Annotated in this window: 20 protein-coding genes; all 20 read right to left on the reverse strand. The window is 70.4% G+C overall.

The window, feature by feature from the left end; translation table 11 throughout:
- Nucleotides 1-109: 109 nt before the first annotated feature.
- The gene (locus ABZ552_RS32460) at nucleotides 110-661 is read right to left on the reverse strand and encodes an NlpC/P60 family protein (RefSeq protein ID WP_281874565.1); all 552 of its coding nucleotides are present in this window, start codon (nucleotides 659-661) and stop codon (nucleotides 110-112) included.
- 552 nt (nucleotides 662-1,213) lie between these two features.
- Nucleotides 1,214-4,348, reverse strand: coding sequence for an isoleucine--tRNA ligase (ileS, locus tag ABZ552_RS32465; protein WP_357441695.1), 3,135 nt, complete (start codon nucleotides 4,346-4,348; stop codon nucleotides 1,214-1,216).
- Nucleotides 4,349-4,619: 271 nt separating this feature from the next.
- Nucleotides 4,620-4,820, reverse strand: coding sequence for a hypothetical protein (locus tag ABZ552_RS32470; RefSeq protein WP_084488747.1), 201 nt, complete (start codon nucleotides 4,818-4,820; stop codon nucleotides 4,620-4,622).
- 77 nt (nucleotides 4,821-4,897) lie between these two features.
- The gene (locus ABZ552_RS32475) at nucleotides 4,898-5,755 is read right to left on the reverse strand and encodes a DivIVA domain-containing protein (RefSeq protein ID WP_281874567.1); all 858 of its coding nucleotides are present in this window, start codon (nucleotides 5,753-5,755) and stop codon (nucleotides 4,898-4,900) included.
- A 69-nt stretch (nucleotides 5,756-5,824) separates the two neighbouring features.
- Nucleotides 5,825-6,127 carry a YggT family protein gene (locus ABZ552_RS32480; RefSeq protein ID WP_039797136.1) on the reverse strand — a complete coding sequence of 101 codons (303 nt, stop codon included), beginning with the start codon at nucleotides 6,125-6,127 and terminating at the stop codon, nucleotides 5,825-5,827.
- 89 nt (nucleotides 6,128-6,216) lie between these two features.
- Nucleotides 6,217-6,993, reverse strand: coding sequence for a cell division protein SepF (locus ABZ552_RS32485; protein WP_281874568.1), 777 nt, complete (start codon nucleotides 6,991-6,993; stop codon nucleotides 6,217-6,219).
- Between the two features lie 105 nt (nucleotides 6,994-7,098).
- Nucleotides 7,099-7,860, reverse strand: a complete 762-nt coding sequence (locus tag ABZ552_RS32490; RefSeq protein WP_281874569.1) for a YggS family pyridoxal phosphate-dependent enzyme — start codon at nucleotides 7,858-7,860, stop codon at nucleotides 7,099-7,101.
- Nucleotides 7,861-8,137: 277 nt separating this feature from the next.
- Nucleotides 8,138-8,866: a peptidoglycan editing factor PgeF gene (gene pgeF / locus ABZ552_RS32495; RefSeq protein ID WP_281874570.1), complete on the reverse strand. Its 729-nt coding sequence runs from the start codon at nucleotides 8,864-8,866 to the stop codon at nucleotides 8,138-8,140.
- Between the two features lie 269 nt (nucleotides 8,867-9,135).
- Entirely contained in the window at nucleotides 9,136-10,380 is a 1,245-nt protein-coding gene (ftsZ, locus tag ABZ552_RS32500) for a cell division protein FtsZ (RefSeq protein ID WP_281874571.1), read from the reverse strand.
- Between the two features lie 350 nt (nucleotides 10,381-10,730).
- Nucleotides 10,731-11,372, reverse strand: a complete 642-nt coding sequence (locus ABZ552_RS32505) for an FtsQ-type POTRA domain-containing protein (RefSeq protein ID WP_281881063.1) — start codon at nucleotides 11,370-11,372, stop codon at nucleotides 10,731-10,733.
- Between the two features lie 87 nt (nucleotides 11,373-11,459).
- On the reverse strand, nucleotides 11,460-12,899 hold the full coding sequence (gene murC, locus ABZ552_RS32510; RefSeq protein ID WP_281881064.1) for a UDP-N-acetylmuramate--L-alanine ligase: 1,440 nt from the start codon (nucleotides 12,897-12,899) through the stop codon (nucleotides 11,460-11,462).
- 80 nt (nucleotides 12,900-12,979) lie between these two features.
- Nucleotides 12,980-14,083 carry an undecaprenyldiphospho-muramoylpentapeptide beta-N-acetylglucosaminyltransferase gene (gene murG / locus ABZ552_RS32515; protein ID WP_357441698.1) on the reverse strand — a complete coding sequence of 368 codons (1,104 nt, stop codon included), beginning with the start codon at nucleotides 14,081-14,083 and terminating at the stop codon, nucleotides 12,980-12,982.
- Entirely contained in the window at nucleotides 14,080-15,468 is a 1,389-nt protein-coding gene (gene ftsW / locus ABZ552_RS32520; RefSeq protein ID WP_236566746.1) for a putative lipid II flippase FtsW, read from the reverse strand. The genes murG and ftsW overlap by 4 nt, the downstream gene beginning before the upstream one ends.
- A 268-nt stretch (nucleotides 15,469-15,736) precedes the next feature.
- Nucleotides 15,737-17,194 carry a UDP-N-acetylmuramoyl-L-alanine--D-glutamate ligase gene (gene murD, locus ABZ552_RS32525; protein ID WP_281919481.1) on the reverse strand — a complete coding sequence of 486 codons (1,458 nt, stop codon included), beginning with the start codon at nucleotides 17,192-17,194 and terminating at the stop codon, nucleotides 15,737-15,739.
- Nucleotides 17,195-17,241: 47 nt separating this feature from the next.
- Nucleotides 17,242-18,318: a phospho-N-acetylmuramoyl-pentapeptide-transferase gene (gene mraY, locus ABZ552_RS32530; protein ID WP_159840394.1), complete on the reverse strand. Its 1,077-nt coding sequence runs from the start codon at nucleotides 18,316-18,318 to the stop codon at nucleotides 17,242-17,244.
- Nucleotides 18,315-19,844, reverse strand: coding sequence for a UDP-N-acetylmuramoyl-tripeptide--D-alanyl-D-alanine ligase (murF, locus tag ABZ552_RS32535; protein WP_281874573.1), 1,530 nt, complete (start codon nucleotides 19,842-19,844; stop codon nucleotides 18,315-18,317). Before murF ends, mraY begins: the two co-directional genes overlap by 4 nt.
- The gene (locus ABZ552_RS32540) at nucleotides 19,841-21,424 is read right to left on the reverse strand and encodes a UDP-N-acetylmuramoyl-L-alanyl-D-glutamate--2,6-diaminopimelate ligase (RefSeq protein WP_281874574.1); all 1,584 of its coding nucleotides are present in this window, start codon (nucleotides 21,422-21,424) and stop codon (nucleotides 19,841-19,843) included. Before ABZ552_RS32540 ends, murF begins: the two co-directional genes overlap by 4 nt.
- A 301-nt stretch (nucleotides 21,425-21,725) precedes the next feature.
- A complete protein-coding gene (locus ABZ552_RS32545; protein ID WP_281881068.1) occupies nucleotides 21,726-23,489 on the reverse strand; it encodes a penicillin-binding protein 2 in 1,764 nt (587 codons plus the stop codon).
- A gap of 131 nt (nucleotides 23,490-23,620) precedes the next feature.
- Nucleotides 23,621-24,403: a hypothetical protein gene (locus ABZ552_RS32550; protein ID WP_281917073.1), complete on the reverse strand. Its 783-nt coding sequence runs from the start codon at nucleotides 24,401-24,403 to the stop codon at nucleotides 23,621-23,623.
- A 127-nt stretch (nucleotides 24,404-24,530) separates the two neighbouring features.
- Nucleotides 24,531-25,505, reverse strand: coding sequence for a 16S rRNA (cytosine(1402)-N(4))-methyltransferase RsmH (gene rsmH, locus ABZ552_RS32555; protein WP_281874576.1), 975 nt, complete (start codon nucleotides 25,503-25,505; stop codon nucleotides 24,531-24,533).
- Between the last annotated feature and the right edge of the window lie 69 nt (nucleotides 25,506-25,574).

The following is a 25,574-nucleotide window of genomic DNA, read 5'->3' on the forward strand; positions in this document are numbered from 1 at the left end:
TTCGGCCGGGCAGCGCCGAGCCGACACGGCCCCGACCACACTGCTGGTCGGGGCCGTGTCATGCCGGGAGCAGCCGCGATCGGCATCGCGCGCCCTCGACGGCGCACGCTCAGAAGCGGCGGATGGCGTAGATGTCGAATTCGTCGAGCGGGGTGTAGCCCACCGGCACACCCCAGTCGTACGCGTTGAGCACCTGTCCGTTACCCGCGTAGATGCCGACGTGCGAGCCGTCCCGGTTCAGCACCACCACGTCGCCGAGCGACAGCGAGCCCATCGGGACCGGCGCGCCCGCCTTCGCCTGCTGCCAGGTGGTCCGCGGAATGCTCACGCCGACTTGGCGGTAGGCCCATTGCACCAGACCCGAGCAGTCCCAGCTGTTGGGGCCGGTCCCGCCCCATTCATATGGCTTGCCGATCTGCGTCGTCGCCGCGGCCAGCGCGCCGACGCCGAACACACTGGGCACCGGCAGGAAGCCCGAGCCGCTGGCGCTGCCGGAGTCGCCGCCGGGACCGCTACCCGAGGCCGAACCGGAGGAGGCGCTGCCCGGCCCGCTGCCGGAGGCGCTGCCGGTGTCGGCCCAGCCGGGTCCGGCGAGCAGAACGATTGCGATGGTCGAGAGCAGGAATCCGAGTGCGATGCGGTGCAACGATTTTCTCGGCACGTGCTCGCCCCTTCCATGGGCGCAGTTGACTTGGCCACCGATCGGCAGCCTGGCTAACACATGGCATCGACAGCGGTCCCCGATATGGAGCCGCGGCCACCCGCGCCGGATCTGTTCCCGGCACGGCCAAATTCCACGTACGACACGCCGAAAAGAGAAACTGCCGTCCCGGAGATCACCTGGGTCACAGCAGCGACACCGCAGATTGTGCCTGGGATATCGGCGAATTGTCGGGAATCAGCAAACTCTCAGCATGTGATCTATATCACTAAAGAGGCGCAGCGGGCGGCGCTGGAACTCGATCGCGCCTTGCCATCGAGTTGCCCTTTGATAGCGCATGATGCGCGACTGGACCGCCGCGCAGGTCCACCTCGAGCGGCCGGGAACAAGCCGACCGTGGCGCAGATGTTTCCGGCCCGGCCGAGAGCATCGACCTATTCGGCGTGTGCCGCACGACCTTCGCCGATCGCTGCCGCGCGGCACAAGGCCGCTCGGAACAGCAGTCGGGGCGGAACCCTCAGGTTCCGCCCCGATTCACTCGGTACCCGGCGCTCAGGCCTTCGCGATCGTCGCGCGCACACCGCCGACCAGATCGGCGGCCTCCGGACCCGCGTCGCCGAAGGTCAGCGTGGTGGCGAGGATCTCGCCCGCGATCAGGTCACGGTGGGTCCGCGCCCACTCGGCCCGATCCGCGGGGACGTCCAGGACCACGGTGATGCGGTCGGAGACGTCCAGCCCGGCGGACTTCCTGGTCTCCTGGAGGTCGCGGATCAGGTCCCGCGCCCAGCCCTCGGCCTCCAGCTCCTCGGTGACCACCGAATTCAGCACTACGAGACCGGCGTTCCCGGGCAGCGCCGCGGTCGACTCCGGTTCGGCCGCGACCAGGCGCTGGGTGTACTCCTCGGGCAGCAGGGCGATCCCGGCCGCGCGGACCGTGCCGTCCGCGTCCTCGGACCACTCGCCGGCCTTGACCGCCTTGATCACCGTCTGGACGTCCTTGCCCAGGCGCGGACCCGCGGCGCGGGCGTTGACCACCAGCTCGAAACGGCCGTGCGCGTCCACGTCGGTGGTCAGGTCCACCTTCTTGACGTTGACCTCGTCGGCGACGATATCGGCGAACGGCGCCAGCCGCTCGGCGTCGGCCGCGGCGATGGTGACCTCGGCCAGCGGCAACCGCACCCGCAGGTTCTGCGCCTTGCGCAGGCTCAGCACCGTCGAGCACACCACCCGCACCTCGTCCATGGCGGCGACCAGCTCCGGATCGTCCGGCAGTTCGCCCTCCTTCGGCCAGTCGGCCAGGTGCACCGAGTCGCCGCCGGTCAGACCGCGCCAGATGACCTCGGTGATCAGCGGCAGCAACGGCGCCGCCAGCCGGGTGACCACCTCGAGCACCGTGTGCAGGGTGTCCACCGCGTCGCGGTCCTCGCTCCAGAACCGCGACCGCGACCGCCGCACGTACCAATTGGTCAGCGCGTCGGCGAACGAGCGCAGTTCCTCGCAGGCGCCCGCGATGTCGTAGACCTCCAGCGCCGCGGTGATCACGTCCCGGGTCCGCGCCAGCTTCGCCAGGATGTAGCGGTCGAGCACGTGCGGCGAATCGGTCCGCCACACTCCGGGCTTCGACGCGTACAGCTGCAGGAACGTCCACGCGTTCCACAACGGACGCAGCGCGTGGCTCACGCCCTCGCGGATGCCGCGCTCGGTGACGATGAGGTTGCCGCCGCGCAGGATCGGCGAGCTCATCAGGAACCAGCGCATCGCGTCCGAGCCGTCCCGGTCGAACACCTCGTTGACGTCCGGGTACTTGCCCTTGGACTTGCTCATCTTCAGGCCGTCGTCACCGAGCACGATGCCGTGCGCGGCGACCGTCTTGAACGCCGGGCTGTCGAAGAGAGCCGTCGCCAGCACGTGCAGCGTGTAGAACCAGCCGCGGGTCTGCCCGTTGTACTCGACGATGAAATCGCCCGGGAAGTGGCTGTCGAACCACTCCTTGTTCTCGAACGGGTAGTGCACCTGGGCGTACGGCATCGAGCCCGACTCGAACCAGCAATCCAGCACCTCCGGCACCCGGCGCATCGTCGACTTGCCGGTCGGGTCGTCGGGATTCGGCCGGGTGAGCTCATCGATCATCGGGCGGTGCAGATCGGCCGGGCGCACGCCGAAATCGCGCTCCAGCTCGTCCAGCGAGCCGTACACGTCGACGCGCGGATAGGCCGGATCGTCGGACACCCACACCGGGATCGGGCTGCCCCAGTACCGGTTGCGGCTGATGTTCCAATCCCGCGCGCCTTCCAGCCACTTGCCGAACTGGCCGTCGCGGATGTGCTCGGGCACCCAGGTGATCTGCTTGTTCAGTTCGACCATGCGGTCGCGGAACTTGGTGACCGCGACGAACCAGGACGGCACGGCCATGTAGATCAGCGGCTGCCCGGAGCGCCAGCTGTGCGGGTAGGAGTGCTCGATCGTCTCGTGCCGCAACAGCTTTCCCGCGGCCTTGAGATCCTTGATGATCACCGGGTTGGCGTCGAACACCATGAGGCCCTCGTAGGGCGGCACCATCGAGGTGAACCGGCCGCCCGCATCCAGCGGCTGCACCAGCTCGATGCCGTGCGCGGAGGCGACGTCCATGTCCTCCTCACCGAAAGCCGGTGCCAGATGCACGATGCCGGTGCCGGAGTCGGTGGTCACGTAGTCGGCGGTGAGCACCCGGTGCGCGTTGTGGTGGCCGGCGAAGAAGTCGAACGGCGGCGCGTAGGACAGCTCGGCCAGCGCGGCGCCGTCGAACTCGGCGAGCACCTCCGGCTCCTCGCCGAACTCCCGCGCGTAGTGCGAGACCCGCTCGGTCGCGAGCACATAGCGTTTGCCGTCGGCGGCGCGCAGGTGCACGTAGCGGACGTCGGGGTGCACCGCGATCGCCAAGTTGGACGGCAGCGTCCACGGCGTGGTGGTCCAGATCAGCGCGTTGGCGCCGTCGAGTTCGTGCAGCGGATGCTCGGCGGGCACGCGCAACGCCATGTCGACGGTCACCGCCGGGTCCTGGCGCATCTTGTAGGCGTCATCGAGGCGGGTTTCCTGATTCGACAACGGCGTCTGCTCGTACCAGCTGTAGGGCAGCACCCGGAAGCCCTGATAGATCAGCCCTTTGTCGTACAGCGACTTGAACGCCCACATCACCGACTCCATGAAGTCGGTGTCCAGCGTCTTGTAATCGTTGTCGAAGTCGACCCAGCGGGCCTGGCGCGTCACGTAGTCGCGCCATTCCCCGGTGTAGCGCAGCACCGACGTTTTGCAGGCCGCGTTGAATTCCGCGAGGCCCATCGCATCGATCTGTGATTTGTCCGTGATACCGAGCTGCTTTTCGGCTTCGATTTCGGCGGGCAATCCGTGGCAGTCCCAGCCGAATCGCCGGTCGACCCGCTTGCCGCGCATGGTTTGGAAACGCGGAACGAGGTCTTTGACGTATCCGGTGAGCAAATGTCCGTAATGCGGCAGACCGTTGGCAAAGGGCGGCCCGTCATAGAAGACGAATTCAGCTGCGCCGGAACGGTTTTCGATGCTCGCGCGGAAGGTGTCGGCGGCCGCCCACGCGTCGAGCACGCGGCGCTCCATCTCGGGGAACGACGCCCCGTTGCCGACGCTCAGGTCGACGCGCGGGTACGCGCTGTTGCTGGAAGTCTGGTCCGCCATGGCGGATACGTCTCCTCGTGCCGAGTCGTTGGCACGGGGACGATGCCGGCGCCCGGTGCGCCGAAACCGCGGTACCACCCCGCTTGTCCGGTGTGGCGGACACCGGACCTCTCATTCGCGAGCTGTGACGGGCTCACCCGTTCGGTTCTACTGAGCGCCCGGCCCGCAGGCCGTGCCGCCGTTCTTCCGAAGGCTCCCCGGTGATAGCCGGATCGACGCCGCATTCATGTTTGATTCTAGCCGGAGCGGTCAACTCACTTTGTGAGGCAGGTCAGCGTTTGGCATGACGACCAGGAGGCGGCGGGGAATCACCATCCGGACTCCGCATGGACAAAGCACTCACCAGCAAGAGCATCGCGCCGATGACGCACACCACGATGCAACCCCACGCCCAGATCACCGATCCGGTGGTGAGCGCGGCCACGAGCAGGGCGAAGCCGATCGCGGCAAGGACGAGTGTCAAGACGAGCATGGTGACCCCCAAGGCATGCCGGGCGGCTCGACAGTTCCTCTAACGGTATGCGAACTGCTGTGCTGGGGCGCGACGCGTTACTTGCCACCCTTGGCGAAGGACGCCGGCGCGAGGTTGTTCGCCGTGTTGGCATCCACGAAGGCGTCGCCGCCGTCGACGGGGACGGCCGAGCCGCGGTTCTCCAGCTCCTCGAGCTGCGACTCCAGGTACGACTTCAAGCGCACCCGGTACTCCCGCTCGAACGTCTTGAGCTGCTCGATCCGGCTCTCCAGCACACTGCGCTGCTGCGTGATGGTCGCCATGATCTCGGTGTGCTTGCGCTCGGCGTCGGCCTGCAGCGCATCGGCCTTCTCCTTGGCCTGGCGCAGCTGGTTGTCCGAGCGGGTCTGCGCGTCCGACAGCATCGCGTCCGACTTCTGGCGGGCGTCGGCGATCATGGCCTCCGACCGTGTCCTGGCGTCTCCGACCAGTCGCTCGGAATTCGCCCGGGCATTCGACAGCAAGCTCTCCGCCTCGGCCTTGGCGTCGCTGGTCAGCCGGTCCGCCATCTCCTGGGCGAGGCTGAGCACCTTGGCGGCCTGCAGGTTGGCGTCCGCGCCGGGCGCGTCCTTGGCCACCGGCGCGGCGGGCATCGGAGCGGGCGGCGCGGCGGGCACCGGGGGCTTGATCGGTTCCGGCGGAGGCGGCGGGGCCTGCGGAATCGGCGCTTTCACGGTGTTCGCCACGGCCGGGCCGCGGTTCTTCTTGGCGTCGGCCAGTTCCGCGTCGAGTTCGGCGACCCGCTGACGCAGATCGGCGTTCTCCTCGATGAGGCGCGAGAGCTCCTGCTCCACGAGATCCAGGAACGCGTCGACTTCGTCCTCGTTGTAGCCACGCTTCCCGATCGGGGGTTTGCTGAACGCGACGTTGTGCACATCGGCTGGGGTCAGCGGCATGGAAGGATCCCTTCACGCGTCTTTTGGAGATCTAGCAGATCTAGCAAGCTGTCTTCACGGCCCATTCTGTCACACCGGAGCTACCGGTTGCCCGAGCCTGCCCACGATCGACATCAGGATGAAGACGATGAAAAGCAGGACCATAATCGACAGATCCAGGCGAATTCCGCCCAGTGACACCGGGGGTATCAACCGCCGCAGCAGTTTCACCGGGGGATCGGTGATCGTGAAGATCACCTCCAGGACGACGACCACGACACCGGTAGGACGCCAGTCTCGGGCAAAGCTACGGATGAACTCGACGATCACCCGGCTGATCAGCAACAGCCAGAAGATGAACAGTACGAAGTACAGCACCGCGAACAAGGCCACCAGTTCACTCTGCCGTAAAAATCGCTTCGCGCAAAATGACCGCGCCGCACAACCGGCGCCAGGTCTGCTCCGCCCCCCAGATCACGACCTTATTTCTGGTTGTAGAAGCCGGTTTCCGCGATGCGCCTGCGTTCTTCCGCTGATACGTCGACATCGGCCGGTGAGAGCAGGAACACTTTCGTCGCGACCTTGTCGAACGATCCGCGCAGCGCGAAGGCGAGACCCGCGGCGAAGTCGACCAGCCGCTTGGCGTCGGCGTTGCTCAGATCCACCAGATCCATGATCACCGGATTGCCCTCACGGAAGCGTTCGCCGATGATCCGAGCCTCGCTGTAGTCGCGCGGGCGCAGCGTCGTGATCTTGGACAAGGGGCCTCCGTCCTCGAAGATCCCGGGCCGCCGCACCGGGGCGGGCTCGGGACGCACGCGCTCCTCCAGCCTGCGCTCCTCGGCGTCGGGATCGACGGCGAGCGCGCCTCGGGTCGCACCGCGCAGCGGCGGCGCGCTCCCGCCCGCCCGGAACCGGCCCGAGGGGGCGGACTCGATCCGGGTGGGACGCCGGGGCGCGTCGTAGTCGCCGTAGGGCTCGTCGACGTAGTCGTCGCGGCGCGACACCGAGTAACCCGGCTTGTACGGGGACTTGTAGGCGGGCTCGGGGTAGTCGACATCATCGAAACGGCCTGCGCCGTATCGATCCTCGCCGTAGCGGTCGACGTAGCCGTCGCGGTCGGAGTAGTCACGGGGCCGGGGCCGGCGAGCACCACGCTCGTCCACGCCTCGGGGGGCGCGATCGTCGACGTAGTCGTCTTCGTAATCCTCGAGCGGAACCATGCCGAAGTACGCCTTGAACTTGTGCAGCGTGCTCATTGGTCGACCTTCCTTCGGCCCCGGTGGCGGCCGGGTGTTGAAGTCTTGCTCAGCCCTCGTCAGATCCCAGCATATGTGTCGAATGTGACTGATGAGGTTTCTTTGCTAGCCCGAGGTTATCGGTCGCATACCCATCAAGGCGGTACCGACACGCACAACCGTCGAACCGTGTTCGATCGCGGATTCCAGATCGCCCGACATTCCCGCGGAAAGCTCTGTCGCGTCCGGATGATCGGCGAGCAACAACGTGTGCAACGTCGCAAGTCGCGCAAATGCGGCATCGGCCTTCGCGTCCAACGGAGGAATGGCCATCAGACCCGACAAACGTAATCCCGGAGCGTCCGCAATCCGTTCGGCGAGCGCGGGAAGATCGCCTGCCGGGACACCGCCTCGGGCGGGGTCGTCATCCAGGCTCACCTGGAGCAACACCCGCAGCGGTTCGGTGCGCTCGCCCGCCTCCAGCGCGGCCACGGCACCGGCGTCCAGAGCGGTTGCCAGACGTTCGCTGTCGACCGAGTGAACGGTGTGCGCCCAGCGGGCGACAGCGCGCGCTTTGTTCCGCTGCAACCGCCCGATCATGTGCCAGCGGATGCCGGTGAGGTCTTGCTCACGCAGGGCCGTCACCTTCGCCGCGGCCTCCTGCTCGCGCGACTCGCCGAACTCCCGCCGGCCCAGCCGGTGCAGGATCGCCACGTCCGAGGCGGGGAAGAACTTCGTCACCGGCAGCAGCCGCACCGAATCCGGCGCGCGCCCGGCCGCGCGACATGCCGCGTCGATGCGAGCGAGCAGCCCCGCCAGGTTGTCCGACAGTTCGGCGGTCCGGGCCGCGAGCGTGCCGTCCACGGCGGTCTCGGCATCGGCGCTCATGCCCGCACCTCGGCGACGCTCCGCGGCATCGGCTCTGCGGCGGCTCGCGCGCTCATGCTGTATCTGTTGTCGGCATGAGCGGGGCCCTGCGTGGTCACGCTGCGCTGCCGCCTCCGGGCCTGACCGCTCATGCCGTATCTGTTGTCGGCATGAGCGGGGCCCTGCGTGGTCACGCTCCGCTGCCGCCTCCGGGCCTGACCGCTCATGCCGTATCTGCTGTCGGCATGAGCGGGGCCCTGCGTGGTCACGCTCCGCCGCCGCCTCCGGGCCTTACCGCTCATGCCGTGGCCTCCATCCAGATCACGCCGCCGATCCGGCCGGTCGGCGCGCCACGGCGATGACTGAACAGGGTGTGGTCCTCGATGGTGCAGCGCGGGTCGACCGCGATCGCCCCGACGCCCGCCTCGGTGAGCTGCCGGGAGATGCCCGCGCGCAGATCCAGCCCGGGGGTGCCGCGGAGCGTGGTGGTCGCGCTGCCGGGCAGGTGGGCTTCGACGTCGGCGCGCATGGCAGCCGGGACCTCGTACTGACGGCCGGAGGCAGCGGGCCCGAGCAGGGCGCCCACCCGATCCAGCCGGGCGCCGGCCGACACCATCGCCTCGAGCACGCGCGGCACGATGCCGATGCGAGCGCCGATCCGCCCGGCGTGCACGGCGGCGATCACGCCCGCCTCGTCGTCGGACAGCAGGATGGGCACGCAGTCGGCGGTGAGCACGACCAGCGCGAGCCCGGGCACGGTGGTCACGAGCGCGTCGGTGGCCGGGACCGGTTCGGCGCGTGGGCCGTCGACGATCTCCACGTTGCGGCCGTGGATCTGTTCCATCCAGACCAGGCGCTCGGGCGGCAGGCCGATGCCCTCGGCCAGCCGGTCGCGGTTGCGCCGCACGGCCGCCGGATCGTCGCCGACGTGGTCACCCAGATTGAACGAGTCGTAGGGGGGCGCCGAGAAGCCTCCGGACCTGGTCGTGGTGACCCGTCGGACAGTGATGGTCGGCGCGATAGTCATGGCGACGAGCGTAGTGGCGCTCCGCGAACAGCGTCGAAATGCCCAGGTAGAAAGCGAATTTTCGCCCGGGGGCGGGACAGTTGCGTCGCATCGGGCGCCCGGAGCCCGGTCCCGGCCGGCCGGCCCCCGCGCCGGCGTCCCCCGTATTCATCGATCGACAGTCGTACTCCGGGACACCACTCCCCCGTGTCCTCCGACGCGTCCCGGCGCGGGCCGGGATCGCTCTTTCCAGCTCGGTCCCGGCCTGCGCCGGAACCGGACTCCAGCGCTCAACCCCTCCGCATGAACGACGGCACGTCCACGTCGTCGTCATCGTCGTCGGCGTCCGGCGGCGTGATGTGCGATCGCGTGTTGCTCGTCACCGTCGGCTCGCCCAGCGTCCGCGGCCGTTCGGTGTCCCGGTAGCTCGGCAGCGCGCCGCGGCCCGCAGTACCGGTAGGAGACGTGCTCGGAGTGCTGTCGCTGCCGCGCGCGGCGATCTCACTGGCTCGGCTCTGCCCGATCTCGCCCGATCTCGCCGTGCCGATGGTGCCGCGGCCCGCGCTCTCGAAGGTGCGCCGGGCCGGGCCGCCGCCGTCGAAGCCCGCCGCGATCACGGTGACCCGCACCTCGTCCCCCAGCGAATCGTCGATCACCGTTCCGAAGATGATGTTGGCCTCGATGTGCGCGGCCTCCTGCACGAGCGAGGCGGCCTCGTTGATCTCGAACAGGCCGAGATCGGATCCGCCCGCGATCGACAGCAGCACGCCGTGCGCGCCGTCCATCGACGCCTCCAGCAGCGGCGAGTTGATCGCCGACTCGGCCGCTTTCACCGAGCGGCCCTCGCCGCGCGCCGAGCCGATGCCCATCAGCGCGCTGCCCGCGCCGGACATCACGCTCTTGACGTCGGCGAAGTCGACGTTGATCAGACCGGGGGTGGTGATCAGGTCGGTGATGCCCTGCACACCGTTGAGCAGCACCTCGTCCGCGGAGCGGAAAGCGTCCATCAAGCTCACCGCCGCGTCGCCGAGCTGCAGCAGCCGGTCGTTCGGGATGACGATCAGCGTGTCGCACGACTCGCGCAGCAGGTTGATGCCGACCTCGGCCTGGTTCCCGCGCCGCTTGCCCTCGAAGGAGAACGGGCGGGTCACCACGCCGATGGTGAGCGCGCCGAGCTTGCGCGCGATCTGCGCGACGACCGGTGCGCCACCGGTGCCGGTGCCGCCGCCCTCACCCGCGGTCACGAAGACCATGTCGGCGCCCTTGAGCACCTCTTCGATCTCGTCCTTGTGGTCCTCGGCGGCCTTGCGCCCCACCTCGGGGTCCGCGCCGGCGCCGAGACCGCGGGTCAGCTCACGGCCGACGTCGAGCTTGACGTCGGCATCGCTCATCAGCAGCGCTTGGGCGTCGGTGTTGACCGCGATGAACTCGACACCTTTGAGTCCCTGCTCGATCATCCGGTTGACGGCATTCACACCGCCGCCGCCGATACCGACGACCTTGATCACCGCAAGGTAGTTGTGCGGGGGCGTCATGGGCTCTCGCCTTCCTTCGATCTAAAGCCTGTCGTTTCCGGATTCTCGGCACACGCTCATGGGCCCGTTCCGGAGTCGGGTCGCTGCGAGGAGCGAACCGCGGCTCGGGCAAACTCTAAAGCTCAACCATAGGGTTAGCGTTATGTCAAGTATCCGACTGGTGCGGAACGCTATTCGCAGCCGACGCGATACGCGCGCAGGCGCGCCGAAACGAGAGCCAGAATCTTGCGTGATCCCGCTCGTCTCGCCGCTCCACACGTCGTATGGTGAACGGTTGCCCCCCGGCCCCCTTCTCCGCGCCGGAACTACTCCCGGACCGCCGAAAAATACCTGGGCGCAATGGGTGTGGATCACTTTACCGTGACCAGATTGGGACTCGACACATCGAACACCGTTCCGGGGCGCGTCAACAACGGCAACACCACCGCCGCCTTTCGTTCGGCGTCGTCGCTCCCGCCCCAGAGTACCGTGCGGCCGTCCTTCAGATTCAGCGAAATGTCCGAAAGGGACCGCGCCGCAACCTCACTCACCTGAACTGCCAGCGCAGGCGGCACGATGGCGAGGATCGCGACCGCCGCCCTGGTCACCGGATCGGCGCCGCCGGGATGATCGGTGATCAACTTCGGCACGCCGATCGGCGCGGGCTCGACGGCGAATTCCACGCCGTCGGCGTCCAGCAGATGCGCGCCCTCCTGGCTGTCGTAGAACAACACCGCCGCACGCTCGACGACGGTCACCCGGATCGTGGACGGGAATATCCGCTGCACCCGCGCCGTGCGCACCTTCGGAATGCTCGCCACCCGCCGGGCCATCGCATCGGTGTCGATCCGCAGAATCGAGCGGCCGGAAGGAATTTCGAGCAGATCCCGCACTTGTTGCTCGGGCACCGCCACCGCCCCGTCGATCCGCACCGTGCGCACCGACAGCGCCGGGGTGAACCAGGCGATGGCGGCGACCACTGCAAGGACGCACACGCCCAGCAATCCCCACAGGCGAATCCGGCGCCATTCGATCTCGCCGAACCGATCGCCCGCGCGACGCCCGGCCGCGCGCGCCGACCCGACTCCGCGCACCCCCGGTCACCGTCCGTGCTGGGGACGCGCCCGTAATCCGTCGAGAATCTGGCTGCCGAGCATCGTCACGTCGCCCGCGCCCATGGTGATCACCACGTCGCCGGGCAACGCCAGCCCGGCGACCTGGCGCCCGACCCGCGACATATCCGGTTGGTAGTGCACCGGCTTCGTCACCGACTGCGCGACCAGCGCTCCGTTCACGCCCGGCAGCGGTTTCTCCCGCGCGCCGTAGACGTCGAGCACGACGACCTCGTCGGCCAGGCTCAGCGCGGCGCCGAAGTCCTGCGCGAAGGTCGCGGTCCGGCTGTAGAGGTGCGGCTGGAAGACCACGATCACCCGGCCCTGCCTGGAGCGGGCGCCGTCGCGGGCCTCCTGCTGGACCAGTTCGGCGGCGGCGCCGAGCACGGCACGTACCTCGGTGGGATGGTGGGCGTAGTCGTCGAACACGCGCACGCCGTTCTCCCGCCCGGCGAACTGGAACCGGCGGTGCACGCCGCCGAACCCTTCCAGGCCCTGGACGATCTCGCCCACGTCGGCACCGGTGGCCCGGGCCGCGAGCAGCGCCCCGAGCGCGTTGAGCGCCATGTGCCTGCCCGGCACCGACAGGCGCAGCGTGCGCGGCGCGGCCTCGTCGGCGAGCTGGAATTGCGCGAGGCCGCCGACGTCCCGCGGCTCCCAGCTGTGCAACCGGGCGCCCACCGGGACCGGCGCGTCCGCGAGGTCGCCGGAGCCGTAGCCGAGGACGCGCACGTTCCGCTCGGCCAAGCGCGCGCCGACCCGCTCGGCCAGCGCCCGCGAGCCCGGATCGTCCAGGCACACCACCAGCAGGCCGCCCGCGGCCAGCCGATCGGCGAAGTCGTCGAAGACCTGCACGTAGGCCTCGTCGGAGCCGAAGAAATCCAGGTGATCGGATTCGATGTTGGTGACCACGGCGACGTCCGGGTCGTACTGCAGCAGCGAGCCGTCGCTCTCGTCGGCCTCCGCCACGAAGATGTCGCCGGTGCCGTGATGCGCGTTGGTGCCCGCCTCGTTCAGCTCGCCACCCACCGCGAAGGACGGATCGAGCCCGCAGTGCTGCAACGACACGATGAGCATCGAGGTGGTGGAGGTCTTGCCGTGCGTGCCGGAGACGAGCAGGGTGCGATGGCCCTGCATGAGCGAGGCCAGCACCGTGGGCCGCAACAACACCGGGATCTCCCGGCGCGCGGCCTCGACCAGTTCCGGATTGGTCTTCGGGATGGCCGCGTACGTGGTGACCACCGCGGTCGGGCCGCCGGGGAGCAGGTCCAAGGCGGTGGCGTCGTGGCCGATCCGCACCTGCGCGCCCCGAGCGCGCAAGGCGAGCACGCCCCGGCTCTCCTTCGCGTCCGAGCCCGACACGGCGCCGCCGCGCGCCAGCAGGATCCGCGCGATGCCGGACATCCCGGCCCCGCCGATGCCGACCATGTGCACACGCTCCAGCTCCGGGGGCAGCCCGGTCCGTTCGGCGCCGGTGTCCGGGGCCACCCGGTCGGCGGTGGTGTCGCTCATCGGCGCGCCACCTCCATCGCGATCCGCGCCACCTCGTCGGCGGCGTCGCGGTGCCCGGCGCCTGCGGCGGCCCGGCCCATCTCGATCAGCCGTTCGGAGTCCATGAGCAGCGGAATCACCTCATCGATCACGTACTTCGGCGTCAACTCGGAATCGGGGACAATTCTGCCACCGCCCTGGCGCACCACGGGCCGGGCGTTGAGTTCCTGCTCCCCGTTGCCGTGCGGCAGCGGCACGTAGAACGCGGGCAGCCCGACCGCGGAGACCTCCGCGACGGTCATCGCGCCCGATCGGCAGACCACCGCGTCGGCGGCGGCGTAGGCGAGGTCCATCCGGGACAGATACGGCACCGCCACGTACCGGGCGCCGTCCCTCTCGGCCTGGTCCACCTCGAGGGTGTTCTTGGGGCCGTGCGCGTGCAACACCGAGATACCCGCGGCGGCGAGCTGCGCGGCGGCGCCGGAAACCGCCTCGTTCAGCGTCCGAGCACCCTGGGAACCACCGAAGACCAGCAGCACCGGCCCGTCGGCCGGGAGGCCGAAGTGCGCACGTGCCTCGGCGCGCAGCGCGGCGCGGTCCAGTGTGGTGATCGAGGCGCGCACCGGGATGCCCACCACCCGCGCGTCCGGCAGACCGGAGTCCGGGACCGCCGCGAGCACCCGCGCGGCGCGGCGAGCGCCGACCTTGTTCGCGATACCGGCCTTCGCGTTCGCCTCGTGCACCACCACCGGGACCGGACGTCTGCGGTGCAGCACGCCGGCGCCCGCCGCCAGATACGCCGGAAGCGCCACGTAGCCGCCGAAACCGATGATCACGTCGGCCTCCACCGCATCGATGATCGCCCGGGTGGCGGCCACCGAGGCCCGCACCCGGCCGGGCAACCGCAGCAGATCGGCGGTGGGTTTGCGGGGCAACGGGACCGGAGGGATGAGCTCGAGCGGATAGCCGCGTTCCGGGACCAAGCGGGTCTCCAGGCCGCGTTCGGTGCCCAGTGCCGTCACTCGGATGCCATCGTCGAGCCGCCGCAACGCGTCGGCCACCGCCAGCGCCGGTTCGATGTGGCCCGCCGTGCCGCCGCCCGCGACGATTACCGAGATCACCTGGATCTTCCCCGTTCTCTTGCGTGATTGACCGGATAGCTGGGTTCCCAAGCCCGGGTGGCGCGCGCCGAGCTGGTGCCGCGGCTCTCCGGCGAGCGGCGCCGCGCCGGTTCCGCGCCGAACCGGCCGCCCCGCCCCCGCGGGAGCGCCGACGGTCCGCGGTCGGCCTGCCGCGGCGCCCGGCCGCGGCGGGCCGCGCTCGCCCGAGCCGGGGCGTACACCTCGGGTTTGGGCAACCGCAACAGCCTACTGAAACGGCCGTCCTGTCCGGCGTGCAGCGCCGCGACGGCCTCCGGCTCGTGCCGCGCGGCATTGGCGATGAGCCCGAACATGAGCAGGGTGATCGCGAGCGACGAGCCACCGGCCGACACCAAGGGCAGCTGCAACCCGGTGACCGGCAGCAGACCTACCACGTACCCGATGTTGATCATGGCTTGTCCGGCGATCCACGTCGTCGCGGAGGCGGTCAGCAATTGCAGGAACGGATCAGCCGACCGGGCGGCGATGCGCAGTCCGGTGTAGACGAACAACGCGAACAGCCCCAGCACCAGCGCGCAGCCCAGGAAGCCCAGCTCTTCGCCGATGATCGCGAAGATGAAGTCGTTGTGCGCGTTCGGCAGGTAGCTCCACTTGGCTCGGCTCTGTCCCAGCCCTCTGCCCCAGATCCCCCCGTCAGCAAGCGAATACAGGGCTTGTCGCGCTTGGTAATTGTCGCCCTGCGGATCGGAGCCCGGATTGAAGAAGGACCGGACCCGATTCGACCGATAACCGGCCGACATCGCGAGCACGCCCGCGGCCACCACACCGGAGATCGCGATCGTCACGAACAGCCGCACCGGCAGACCGCCGAACCACAGCAGGGCGCCGAGGATGATGCCCACCGCGACCGTGGTGCTGAGATTCGGCTGGACCACGATCAGCAGGCACACCAGCACGCCCGCCGGGACGAGCGGCACCAAGATGTCCCGCAGACTCGAACCGATCGCGCGCCGGGAGACCAGCAGGTGCGCGCCCCAGACGATCAAGGTCACCTTCACGACCTCCGACGGCTGCACCGAGACGGGGCCGAAGATCAACCAGCGACGCGCACCCTGCACCTGCGTGCCGATCCCCGGGATGAGCACCAGGACCAGCGCCAGCACCGACATCGCGAACAGCGGGAACGACGCCTGGCGCAGCAGGCGCAGCGGAACCCGCAGGGCCAGGTAGAACAGGACGGCGCCGATCGCCGCGAACAACGTCTGCTGGATGAACAGGGAGTACGCCGACCCGCCCTCCGCGTACTCAACGACTCCGGATGCCGACAGGACCATGACCAATCCGAGCGCCGTCAGCAGCGTGGCGATCGTCACGACCAGATGGAACGACGCGAGCGGCCGCGCCAGCCACGACGCGGGACCTCGTCCCGCCCCGCCGACGCGCGGCGCTTGCGGGCCGGCTTTTCGCGCGGCCGAGGTCCGGGCCGCCCTACCGGTCCAACGCCTGCCGTTACCCGAAGTCACGAAACGTTCTCCCGCCCTGCCCTCTGTCGTCGCTCTCGGAGGGCGTCCTGGCCGCGGCGACGGCGTGCACCGGTGTGGCTGCCGTCCGATCCCGGGGAGATGACTGGGCCGACCGGGGCGGGCCGCCACACCGCCCCGCCCCGGTCGGCAGTCACCGCAAACCCCCGGCGTCGGTGGTCCCCAGGTCACCGTCTTCCAGGGCGTGCACCGCCGCGGCGAAGCTGCGGCCCCGATGGGTGTAATCCTCGAACATGTCCAGCGACGCGGCGGCGGGGGCCAGCAGCACGGTGTCGCCGCGGCGGGCGAAACCGGCGGCCGCCCGCACCGCACGCGCCATGACCGCGTCGGCCGCGGCGGCTCTCGACGCTTCGTCACCCATCCCTGCATCGTCTCCCGCGATCAGCTCCACCACGGGGACCTCGGGCGCGTGTCGCGCCAGCGCCGCCGCGATCACCGGCGCGTCCGCGCCGAGCAGCACCGCGGCGACCAGCCGGTCGGCGACCTCCTCGACGAGGTCCTCGACGTGCGCGCCCTTGAGCTGGCCACCGGCCACCCAGACCACCTGCTGATGCGCCAGGATCGATGAACGCGCGGCGTGCGGATTGGTGGCCTTGGAGTCGTCGACGAACTCGACGCCGGCCAGCTCGCGCACGAACGCCGACCGGTGCGGGCCCACCTTGTGCTCGATCAACCCTTCCCGGACGAACTGCGGCGCCACATCGATCGCTCTGGTCAACGCGGACGCGGCGAGCGCGTCGGCGACCCCGGCGGGGCCGGGCGGGCTGATGTCGCCGACCTCGGCGAGGATGGCGGCCTTGGTGAACGCGCGGTCGAGCAGTTTGCCGTCCACGACGCCGAGTTCGCCGTCGGCGGGCACTCCGACGCGGAAACCCACGGTCCGGCGTGCCTTGGACTTGCGGCCCAGCGAGGCCGCGACCGGATCGTCCAGACCGACCACGCCGACCCGGCCGACCAGCGCCCTGGCCTTGGCCGCGGCGTAGGCGTCCAGGCCGCCGTGCCAATCGAGGTGATCCTCGGCCACGTTGAGCACGACCCCGGCCTCCGGGCGCACCGACGGCGCCCAGTGCAGCTGGAACGACGACAGCTCCACCGCGAGCACCTGCGGACCGGGGTTGCGCCGCAGGGCGTCCAGGATGGGAAGGCCGATGTTGCCGCAGGCGACGCTGGCGATGCCCGCGGCGCGCAGGATCGCGTGGGTCATCTGGGTCGTGGTGGTCTTGCCGTTGGTGCCGGTGACGACCAGCCATTTGCGGACCGGACCGTAGATCCTGGCCTGGTCGACCCACCAGGCGAACTCCACGTCGCCCCACACCGGCGTGCCCTCGGCCACCGCCGACGCCAGCACCGGCGAGTCCGGCCGCCAGCCCGGGCTGGTGATCACCAGCGCGAACCGGCTCCAGTCCGTGTTCTCCAGCTCCGTGGTGGTGGCCACGTCGAGCCCGAGCCCGGCCGCCTCGGCCAGGGCGGCGGCGCCGCCGTCGGTGACCACCGGGCGCGCGCCGATGTCGAGCAGCGGTTCGACCAGCGAGCGTCCCGACACTCCCCAGCCGGCGACCAGGACGTCGCGGCCGCGCAGGAATTCCAGCATCGGCCCCGGTGAGCGCAGGGCGCGCGGCGAATGTTCGACCATCTCGCTCACCCGACCGCGGAGAGGTATTCGCTGTAGAACAGCCCGAGCCCGACGGCGGACGCCATCGCGGCCAGCAGCCAGAACCTGATGATCACCGTCGTCTCGGCCCACTTGCTGAGTTCGAAGTGATGGTGGAACGGCGCCATCTTGAACAACCGGTTGCGCGTCGTGCGGAAGACCGCTACCTGCAACACCACCGACGCGGTCTCGGCGACGAACAGCGCGCCGATCACGATCATCAGCAGTTCGGTCCGGGTGGTGATGGACAGGCCCGCCAGCAGGCCGCCGAGCGCGAGCGAACCGGTGTCGCCCATGAAGATCTTGGCCGGGGCGGCGTTCCACCACAGGAACCCGACGCACGCCGCCGCGCCCGCGGCGCAGACCAGGGCGAGGTCCAGCGGATCGCGCACGTTGTAGCAGCCGGTCTCGGGCTTGGTCTCGCAGGCGTGGTAGTACTGCCAGAACGTGATGATCACGTATCCGCCCAGCACCAGGCTCATCGATCCGGCGGCCAGCCCGTCGAGTCCGTCGGTGAGGTTCACCGCGTTGGACCAGGCGACCACCACGAAGCAGACGAACACCAGGAACACGACCACGCCCATGGTCACCGTGCTGATGTCGCGCACGTAGGACAGGTGCCTGCTGGCGGGGGTCAACCCGCTCCCGCCGCGGAACTGCAGTGCGAGAAAGCCGAAGATCACGGCCGCGGACAGCTGGCCGATGTACTTGCCCGCCGCGGTCAGGCCCAGGTTGCGTTGCTTGCGGATCTTGATGAAGTCGTCGACGAAACCCACCGCGCCCAGAGCCGTGGCCAGGCCGAGCACCAGCAACGCCGACGCCGACGGACCGTCGGCGTCGTAGCCGATGCCGATCAGGTGGGAGCCGAGGTAACCGGCCCACATGCCGACCAGGATGGCGACGCCGCCCATCGTGGGGGTACCGCGCTTGGCCTGGTGGCTGGCGGGTCCGTCGACCCGGATCTCCTGCCCGAAGCCCTGCTTGGCGAACAACCGGATCAGCAGCGGGGTGAGCAGGATCGAGACCGTCAGCGCGATCGCCGCGGCGAAGAGAATCTGCCTCATCCTGCTGCCTCCGTGTCCTGTCCCACCCCGCTGTTCGCCGCGCCGCCGCGTGCGGCCGGGTCGGTCAGATGCTCGGCGACCGCCCACAAGCCGACCGACTTCGATGCCTTCACCAGCACCACGTCGCCGGGCGCGACTTCCCGTTCGAGCAGCGCGATCGCCGCGTCGATGTCCGGTACCAGGACCGATTCCTCACCCCATGACCCTTCCATCACCGCGCCCTGGTGCAGCGCGCGGGCGGGCCGCCCGGTGCCGACGACGACCACCCGGCTGACGTCCAACCGCACCGCGAGCCGCCCGATGGCGTCGTGCTCGATGACGGATTCCTCGCCGAGTTCGGCCATCTCGCCGAGCACCGCCCAGCTGCGCCGCGGCGACTCGCCCGCGCGCGCCATGCTCACCAGCGCCTTGAGCGCGGCGCGGACCGAATCCGGATTCGCGTTGTAGGAGTCGTTGACGACGGTGACGCCGTCCGCGGTGGTCCGTACGTCCATCCGGCGCGCGGACGCGGCGCGCGCGCCGGACAGCGCCGCGATGACGGTGTCCAGATCGGCGCCGCACTCCAGCGCGACCGCGATGGCCGACAGCGCGTTGCCGACCTGGTGCTCGCCGTGCACGGCCAGGCGCACCGGCGCGCTGCCCGCGGGGGTGTGCACCGTGAACGCGGCCCTGGCCTGGTCGTCGAGCCGGATATCGGTGGCCCGCACGTCGGCGGTCGCGGCTTGCCCGACGGTCACCACCCGCGCCGACGTCCGCGCGGCCATCGCGGCGACCTGCGGATCGTCGGCGTTGAGCACGGCGAGCCCGGTGGGCGGCAACGCCTCGACCAGCTCGCCCTTGGTCTTCGCGATGGCCTCGCGGCTGCCGAACTCGCCGAGATGCGCGGTGCCCACGTTGAGCACCACGCCGATGCCCGGGGGCGCCACCTCGGCCAGCGCGGCGATGTGCCCTGGCCCGCGCGCGGACAGCTCCAGCACCAGGAACCGGGTGCCCGCGTCGGCGCGCAACGCCGTCCACGGGTGCCCGAGTTCGTTGTTGAACGATCCCGGCGGGGCCACCACCGTGCCCAGCGGCGCCAGAACGGCGGCCAGCAGGTCCTTGGTGGAGGTCTTGCCGGACGAGCCGGTGACGCCGACGACGGTGAGCCCGCCCGCGGCGACGAGACGCGACACGCTGGCGCGGGCCAGCGCGGCGAGCGCGGTCAGCACCGCGGCGCCGGAACCATCCGAATCATGGCTGAGCGCAACCGACTTCGACGGTACGGCGCCGCGGGTGGGGGTGACCACGATGGCGGGCACGCCGACCGGGCGCGCCGCGAGCACCGCCACCGCACCCGCGGCGATCGCCGCGCCCGCGTAGTCGTGACCGTCGGAGCGCTCGCCCGGCAGCGCCAGGAACAGGTCGCCGGAACCGATTCGGCGCGAATCGAATTCGACCGCGCCGGTCACTCGCACCTCCGGGTCTGCGACGTCGTGCAGCGTGCCGCCGACGACCTCCGCGATCTCCCGCAGTGTCATCTCGATCATGAAACCGTCAAGTCCTCCGCGTGGTTACCTTGCGGACTGCGTCTTTCCAATGCGGCCGCGAGTACGTCGCGGTCGTCGAAGGGGTGCTTCACGCCCTGGATCTCCTGCCCTGCCTCATGTCCTTTGCCCGCGATCAGCACCACGTCACCGGGGCGCGCCCACGCCACCGCCGCCGCGATGGCTTCCGCTCGGTCACCGATCTCCCGCACCTCGCCGCGCTCGGCCTCCGGGACCGCCAGCGCACCGGAGCGCACAGCGGCGCGAATGGCCGCCGGGTCCTCGGTGCGCGGATTGTCGTCGGTGATGACCAGCAGGTCGGCGCCGCGCGCGCTCACGGCGCCCATCAGCGGCCGCTTCGCCGCGTCCCGGTCACCGCCCGCGCCGACCACCACCGCGAGCCGTCCCGCGGTGTCCGCCGCGAGATGCCCGCGCAGCGTGGCGATCACGGACTCCAGCGCCGCGGGCTTGTGCGCGTAGTCGACGATCGCCAGGAAGTCCTGTCCGCGCTCCACCCGCTGCATCCGGCCGGGCACGTCCACGGTCGCCAGCGCGGGCGCCGCGACCGACGGCTCGACGCCCGCCGCCGCGCACACCGCCACCGCCAGCAGGCCGTTGGCGACGTTGTAGTGGCCGGGGAGCCGCAGCCGCACCGGGATCTCCCCGTGCGGACCCGCAGCGGTGAAGTCTTGCTCGCCGCCGTGCGCCGCCACCGGGCCGGTGACGCTCCAGGCGGCGGTCCGGGTGGTCGCCACCGTGACGGGGTTCGGCAGACCGGCGGCCAGCCGCTGCCCCCACTCGTCGTCCACGCAGACCACGGCGGTGCGCGCCGCGACCGGCGAATCAGGTTCGAACAGCTTGCGTTTGGCGGCGAAGTAGTCCTCGAAGTCGGCGTGGAAGTCGAGGTGGTCCTGGGAGAGGTTGGTGAACGCGCCCACCGCGAACCGCACCCCGTCCACCCGGCCCAGCGTCAGCGCGTGGCTGGACACCTCCATCACCACCGCGTCCACGCCCTGCTCGACCATCAGCGCGAACATCGCGTGCAACTGCGGCGCCTCGGGCGTGGTCAGCGCGCTCGGCACCCGCCTGCCGCCGATCCTGGTCTCGATGGTGCCGATCAGCGCGGTGGACAGCCCCGCCGCGGCCAGGCCCGCCTCCACCAGATAGGAGGTCGTGGTCTTCCCCGAGGTGCCGGTGATTCCCACGATGCGCAGCCGCTCCGACGGATTGCCGTAGATCGTCGCCGACAGCTCGCCCAGCACCGCTCTCGGGTTCTCCCGCACCAGCACCGGCACGTCCAGCGGACCGGCCAGCTCCGCGCCCGCCGCGTCGGTCAGCACCGCGACCGCGCCCTGGGCCACCGCGTCCCGCGCGAAGCGCGCACCGTGCGCGCGGGCGCCGGGCAGCGCGGCGAACAGGTCACCGGGCAGCACGGCGTTCGAGCGCTGCTCGATGCCGGTGACCGACACGCCGCGCACAGCCGATTCGGGACTCGTCGCGGCGCCGATGACGGCGGCCAGCGACGCCAGCGGCGTTGACGGCGAATGCTCTGGCCGCAATGCGCGCGGTTGACCGGACTGCACAGAAACCAGGCTCCTTTCGGGGGCGGCGATCGACGTGTCAGGTTACCGGCGACCGGTCACGGCGGGACCATGCGCCCCATCGCAAGGCCGGGGAGGTCGCCCACCGCACCCTACGGGTTCGCCCGCCCGCTCCGGACCGCGCCACGCGGCATCCGCACGCCACCGCTCGAGGACGCGAGGCGCACGGCGGGCCGCCACGCGTCTTCGCCCCCCGAATACCGCACTCACCTGCAATTTCCTCCGCACAGATCCGATGTTCGCTACCGATCGCAGCCCCGGCACGCCGGGCGGGACAGCTCGCTCAGCCCGCCTGCAGGACGAATTGCCGGGACGGCTGCGCGGACGGCGGAATGCGGTCGCGCTGCAAGGCCCACGAGGCGATGTTGTGGAACAGCGGCGCGACCGAACCGCCGCCGGAGCCGTCGGAACTGCGGACGGGCGCGTCGAGCATGAGCCCGATCACGTACCGCGGATTGTCCGCGGGAACCATGCCCGCGAAGGTGATCCAGAACGACGACGTGGAGTAGCACCGGCACGCGCGATCGACCTTCTGCGCGGTACCGGTCTTGCCCGCCACCTGATAGCCGGTGATGGCCGCGGGCCATCCGGTGCCGTTCTGGTTGGCGTTCATCGGGTCACGCTGCACCACGGCCTGGAACATGGTTCGCAACGTGGCGGCGGTCTGCTTGCTCACCACGCGCACGCCGTCCGGTTGGGTCTCCTCGGCGCGCGTGCCGTCGGGCGCGATCTTCGCCCGCACGATCCGGGGCGGAATCCGCACGCCGTCGTTGGCGATCGCCTGGTACATGCTCGCCATCTGCAGCGTCGTCATCGAAAGACCCTGCCCGATCGGGAGATTCGCGAAGGTGCCGCCGGACCACTGCTCCCGGTCCGGCATCAGGCCCGCGCTCTCGCCCGGCAGGCCGATGCCCGTGCGCTGCCCGAGCCCGAACCGGTGCGCCATGTCGGCGAAGCGGTCCTCGCCCACGCGCTGCGCGAGCATCAGCGTGCCCACATTGGAGGACCGGCCGAAAATGCCCGTGGTCGTGTAGGGCTCGACGCCGTGCGACCACGCGTCGTGCACCGTGACGCCGGCCATCTGGATCGCGCCGGGCACCTGATGCACCTCGTCCGGATCGGTCAGGCCGTAGTCGATGGCGGCGGCCGCCGTGACGATCTTGTTCACCGAGCCCGGCTCGAACACGTCCGTGACCGACGGGTTGCTCAATTGGGCATTGGCCCACTTCTGCGGACCCAGGCTGGGGTTGAAGGTGTTGTCGTTGGCCATCGCCAGCACCTGCCCGGTCTTGGCGTCCAGGACGACGGCCGAGGCGCTGCCCGCACCCGACACGTCCTTGGCCTGCTGCACCTGCTGTTGCACGTAGTACTGCAGGTCCGAGTCCAGGGTGAGTTCGACGGAGGCTCCGTTGACCGCGGGCTGCTCGTCGCGCCAGCTGCCAGGGATGACCGCGCCGTCGGAACCGCGATCGTAGGTGTGCGATCCGTCGGTACCCGCCAGCACCGAGTCCAGCGACGACTCGAGCCCGATCTGCCCGTGGCCGTCCCAGCCGACCGCACCGACGACATTCGCCGCCAGCGACCCGCCGGGATACACCCGCGGACTCTGCTGATCGGCGCCGACTTGTGGGAATTTCTCGGTGATCTCGTCGGCGATGCGCGGGTCGACGTTCTGGGCGAGGAACACGAATTGCTCGTCGCTGTTCAGCTTCGCGAGCAGGTCCGATTCCGCGGGCGCGTCTTTGCCGAGCTTCTCGTGGACGGTGCGCGCGATGTCGCGCAGCCGCTGGTCCGGATCCGGTGCCTTGTCGCTCTTGGCCCTGGCGTCCGCCAATTCCTTCCGGACAGCGACCGGCCGGAAGTGCAGCGCCTTGGCCGACACGGTGAACGCCAGCGCCTTGCCGTTGCGGTCGGTGATCGGGCCGCGGGTGGCCGGATCGGGCTGATGGGTGGTGCGCTGGCTGGCCGCCTGCGCGGACAGCCCCGGCGCCGCGACGCTCTGCACCCACAGCAATTGCAGCGCGACCACCGCGAGCGCGACGAGCATGACCACCCGGCCGACGCCGAGGCGCAACCGGAGCGGACCGTCCGGGACAGCCGCCGCCGATGGCCGCGGCCTGCCCGTGGCACGGGGGGCCGCGGGCCCGCGTCGCCGGCGCGGCGCGGGCCCGGGATGGGTCACTGCGGCACTCCCTGGGGAGCCGGCGCGGCTTCCGGATCGGTCGAGGTCGCGTCCGCGGATGTCTGCGGCGCGGCGGCGGGCGGTGTGGGTGCGGGCAGTCCCGCCTGGGGCGGAACGACCGGCGCGGGCGCTGCCGGGACCTGGCTACCCGGCGGGGGCGACGCGTTCACCTGGGCGTCGGCCGGCGGCCCGGTGTTCGGCCGGCCCGGTACGGGAGCTCCGGGCGTGGTGGTGACCGGAACCACCCGCTCGCCTTGCGGCGAACGCGCCGAGGGCCCGGCGTTCAGCGGCGGCACGGGAGTGCCCTGAGCCGGGGTGGGCTTGCCGATCACGGTGACCGAGCCGTCCGGTCCGATCAGCAGACGGGCCGGGTCCTTGGCGGGGATCATCCCCAGCTCGCGCGCCCGCAGGGCCAGTTCCGGCGCCGAATCGGCGACCTCGACCTCGCGCTGCAGGGCCGCGCGCTCGTCGGCCAGCCGCCGGTTCGTCGCCCGCGCGTCGCCGAGTTGGTAGCTGTCCTCGGCGGCGCGGGTGGTCAGCAGCAAGGTGAGCGCGAGGCCGCATCCGAGCAAGGCGATGATGGCCGTGACGAACGGGATGCGGGTGGCCATCGCCGAGCGCCGCACGGTAGGCAGGAAGGTGCTGTCCGACCCGGTCTCGGCGCGCATCCGCCGCCGCGCGTAGGCGCGCTGCGCAGCGCCCGATTTCACCCGCTCGGCATCCTGGACCCGCCGGGCGACCCGGCCCGGCGCTTCGACGGTCCGCGTCCGCACGCTCATCGATTCCCCTCCTCTGTCCTCCCGGGACGCCGGAGCGGCACAGCGCGCCGCTGTCTCATCCGGCCTCCGCCGGCTGCGCGGGACATCCGCGCGCGGCCGGCGCGGCGAAGCGCCGGGTACTGCTCGCTCACCGCGCCTCCTCGATCCGCTCGGCGGCACGCATGCGTACCGGGGCCGCCCGCGGGTTGTCCTCGATCTCCTGCTCGGTCGCCTTTTCCGCGCCCCGGGTCAGCATCCGGAACTCCGGTCCCATGCCGGGGAGTTCGACCGGCAGGTCCACCGGGGTTCGGGACGCGGTGCGTGCGGCCAACTCCTGCTTGACCACCTTGTCCTCCAGTGATTGGTAGGACATGACGACGATGCGGCCGCCCACGCGCAGCGCGGCCAGCGCGGCGGGCAGTGCGGCTCGCAGGGAGTCGAGCTCCCCGTTGACCTCCACCCGCAGCGCTTGGAAGGTGCGCTTGGCCGGATGCCCGCCGGTGCGGCGCGTCGCCGCGGGGATCGTGGCGTACAGCAGTTCCACCAGTTCGGCGCTGGTACGAAACGGTTTGACCTGGCGACGGCGGATCACCTCCGCGGCGATCCGGCCGGCGAAACGTTCCTCTCCGTAGGTCTTCAGCACCCGGGCGAGGTCGCCGTGGCTGTAGGTGTTGAGTACGTCGGCGGCGGTGAGCCCGCTGGTCGGATCCATCCGCATGTCCAGGGGGGCGTCGACGGAATAGGCGAAGCCGCGATCGGCCTCGTCCAGCTGCATCGACGACACGCCGAGGTCCATCAGGATCGCCGAGACCGAACCGGTGGCGGGCAGCCCCGCCTCCCGCAGCGCGTCGGCGATGCCGTCATAGCGGGTGTGCACCAGCGTGATTCGGTCCGCGAAGGGTGCGAGCCGCTCGCCGGCCAACCGCAGCGCGGTGGTGTCGCGGTCCAGCCCGACCAGATGGAGGCCGGGGTAGCTGCTCAGGAAGTGCTCGGCGTGCCCGCCGAGGCCGAGCGTCGCGTCGACGTAGACCGCGCCGGGCTCGGACAAGGCCGGGCCGAGCAGCGCGTCGGCTCGCTCGAGCAGAACCGGAACATGGCGGGGACCGCGCTGTTCACGGTTCACCTCGACCTCCCGGAGTCTGCCTCGCGTCGTCGCGCACCGCACACGGGTCGCCTTGATACACAGTGCTTT

Source organism: Nocardia sp. NPDC019219, assembly GCF_040632645.1.
Classification (GTDB): domain Bacteria; phylum Actinomycetota; class Actinomycetes; order Mycobacteriales; family Mycobacteriaceae; genus Nocardia; species Nocardia sputorum.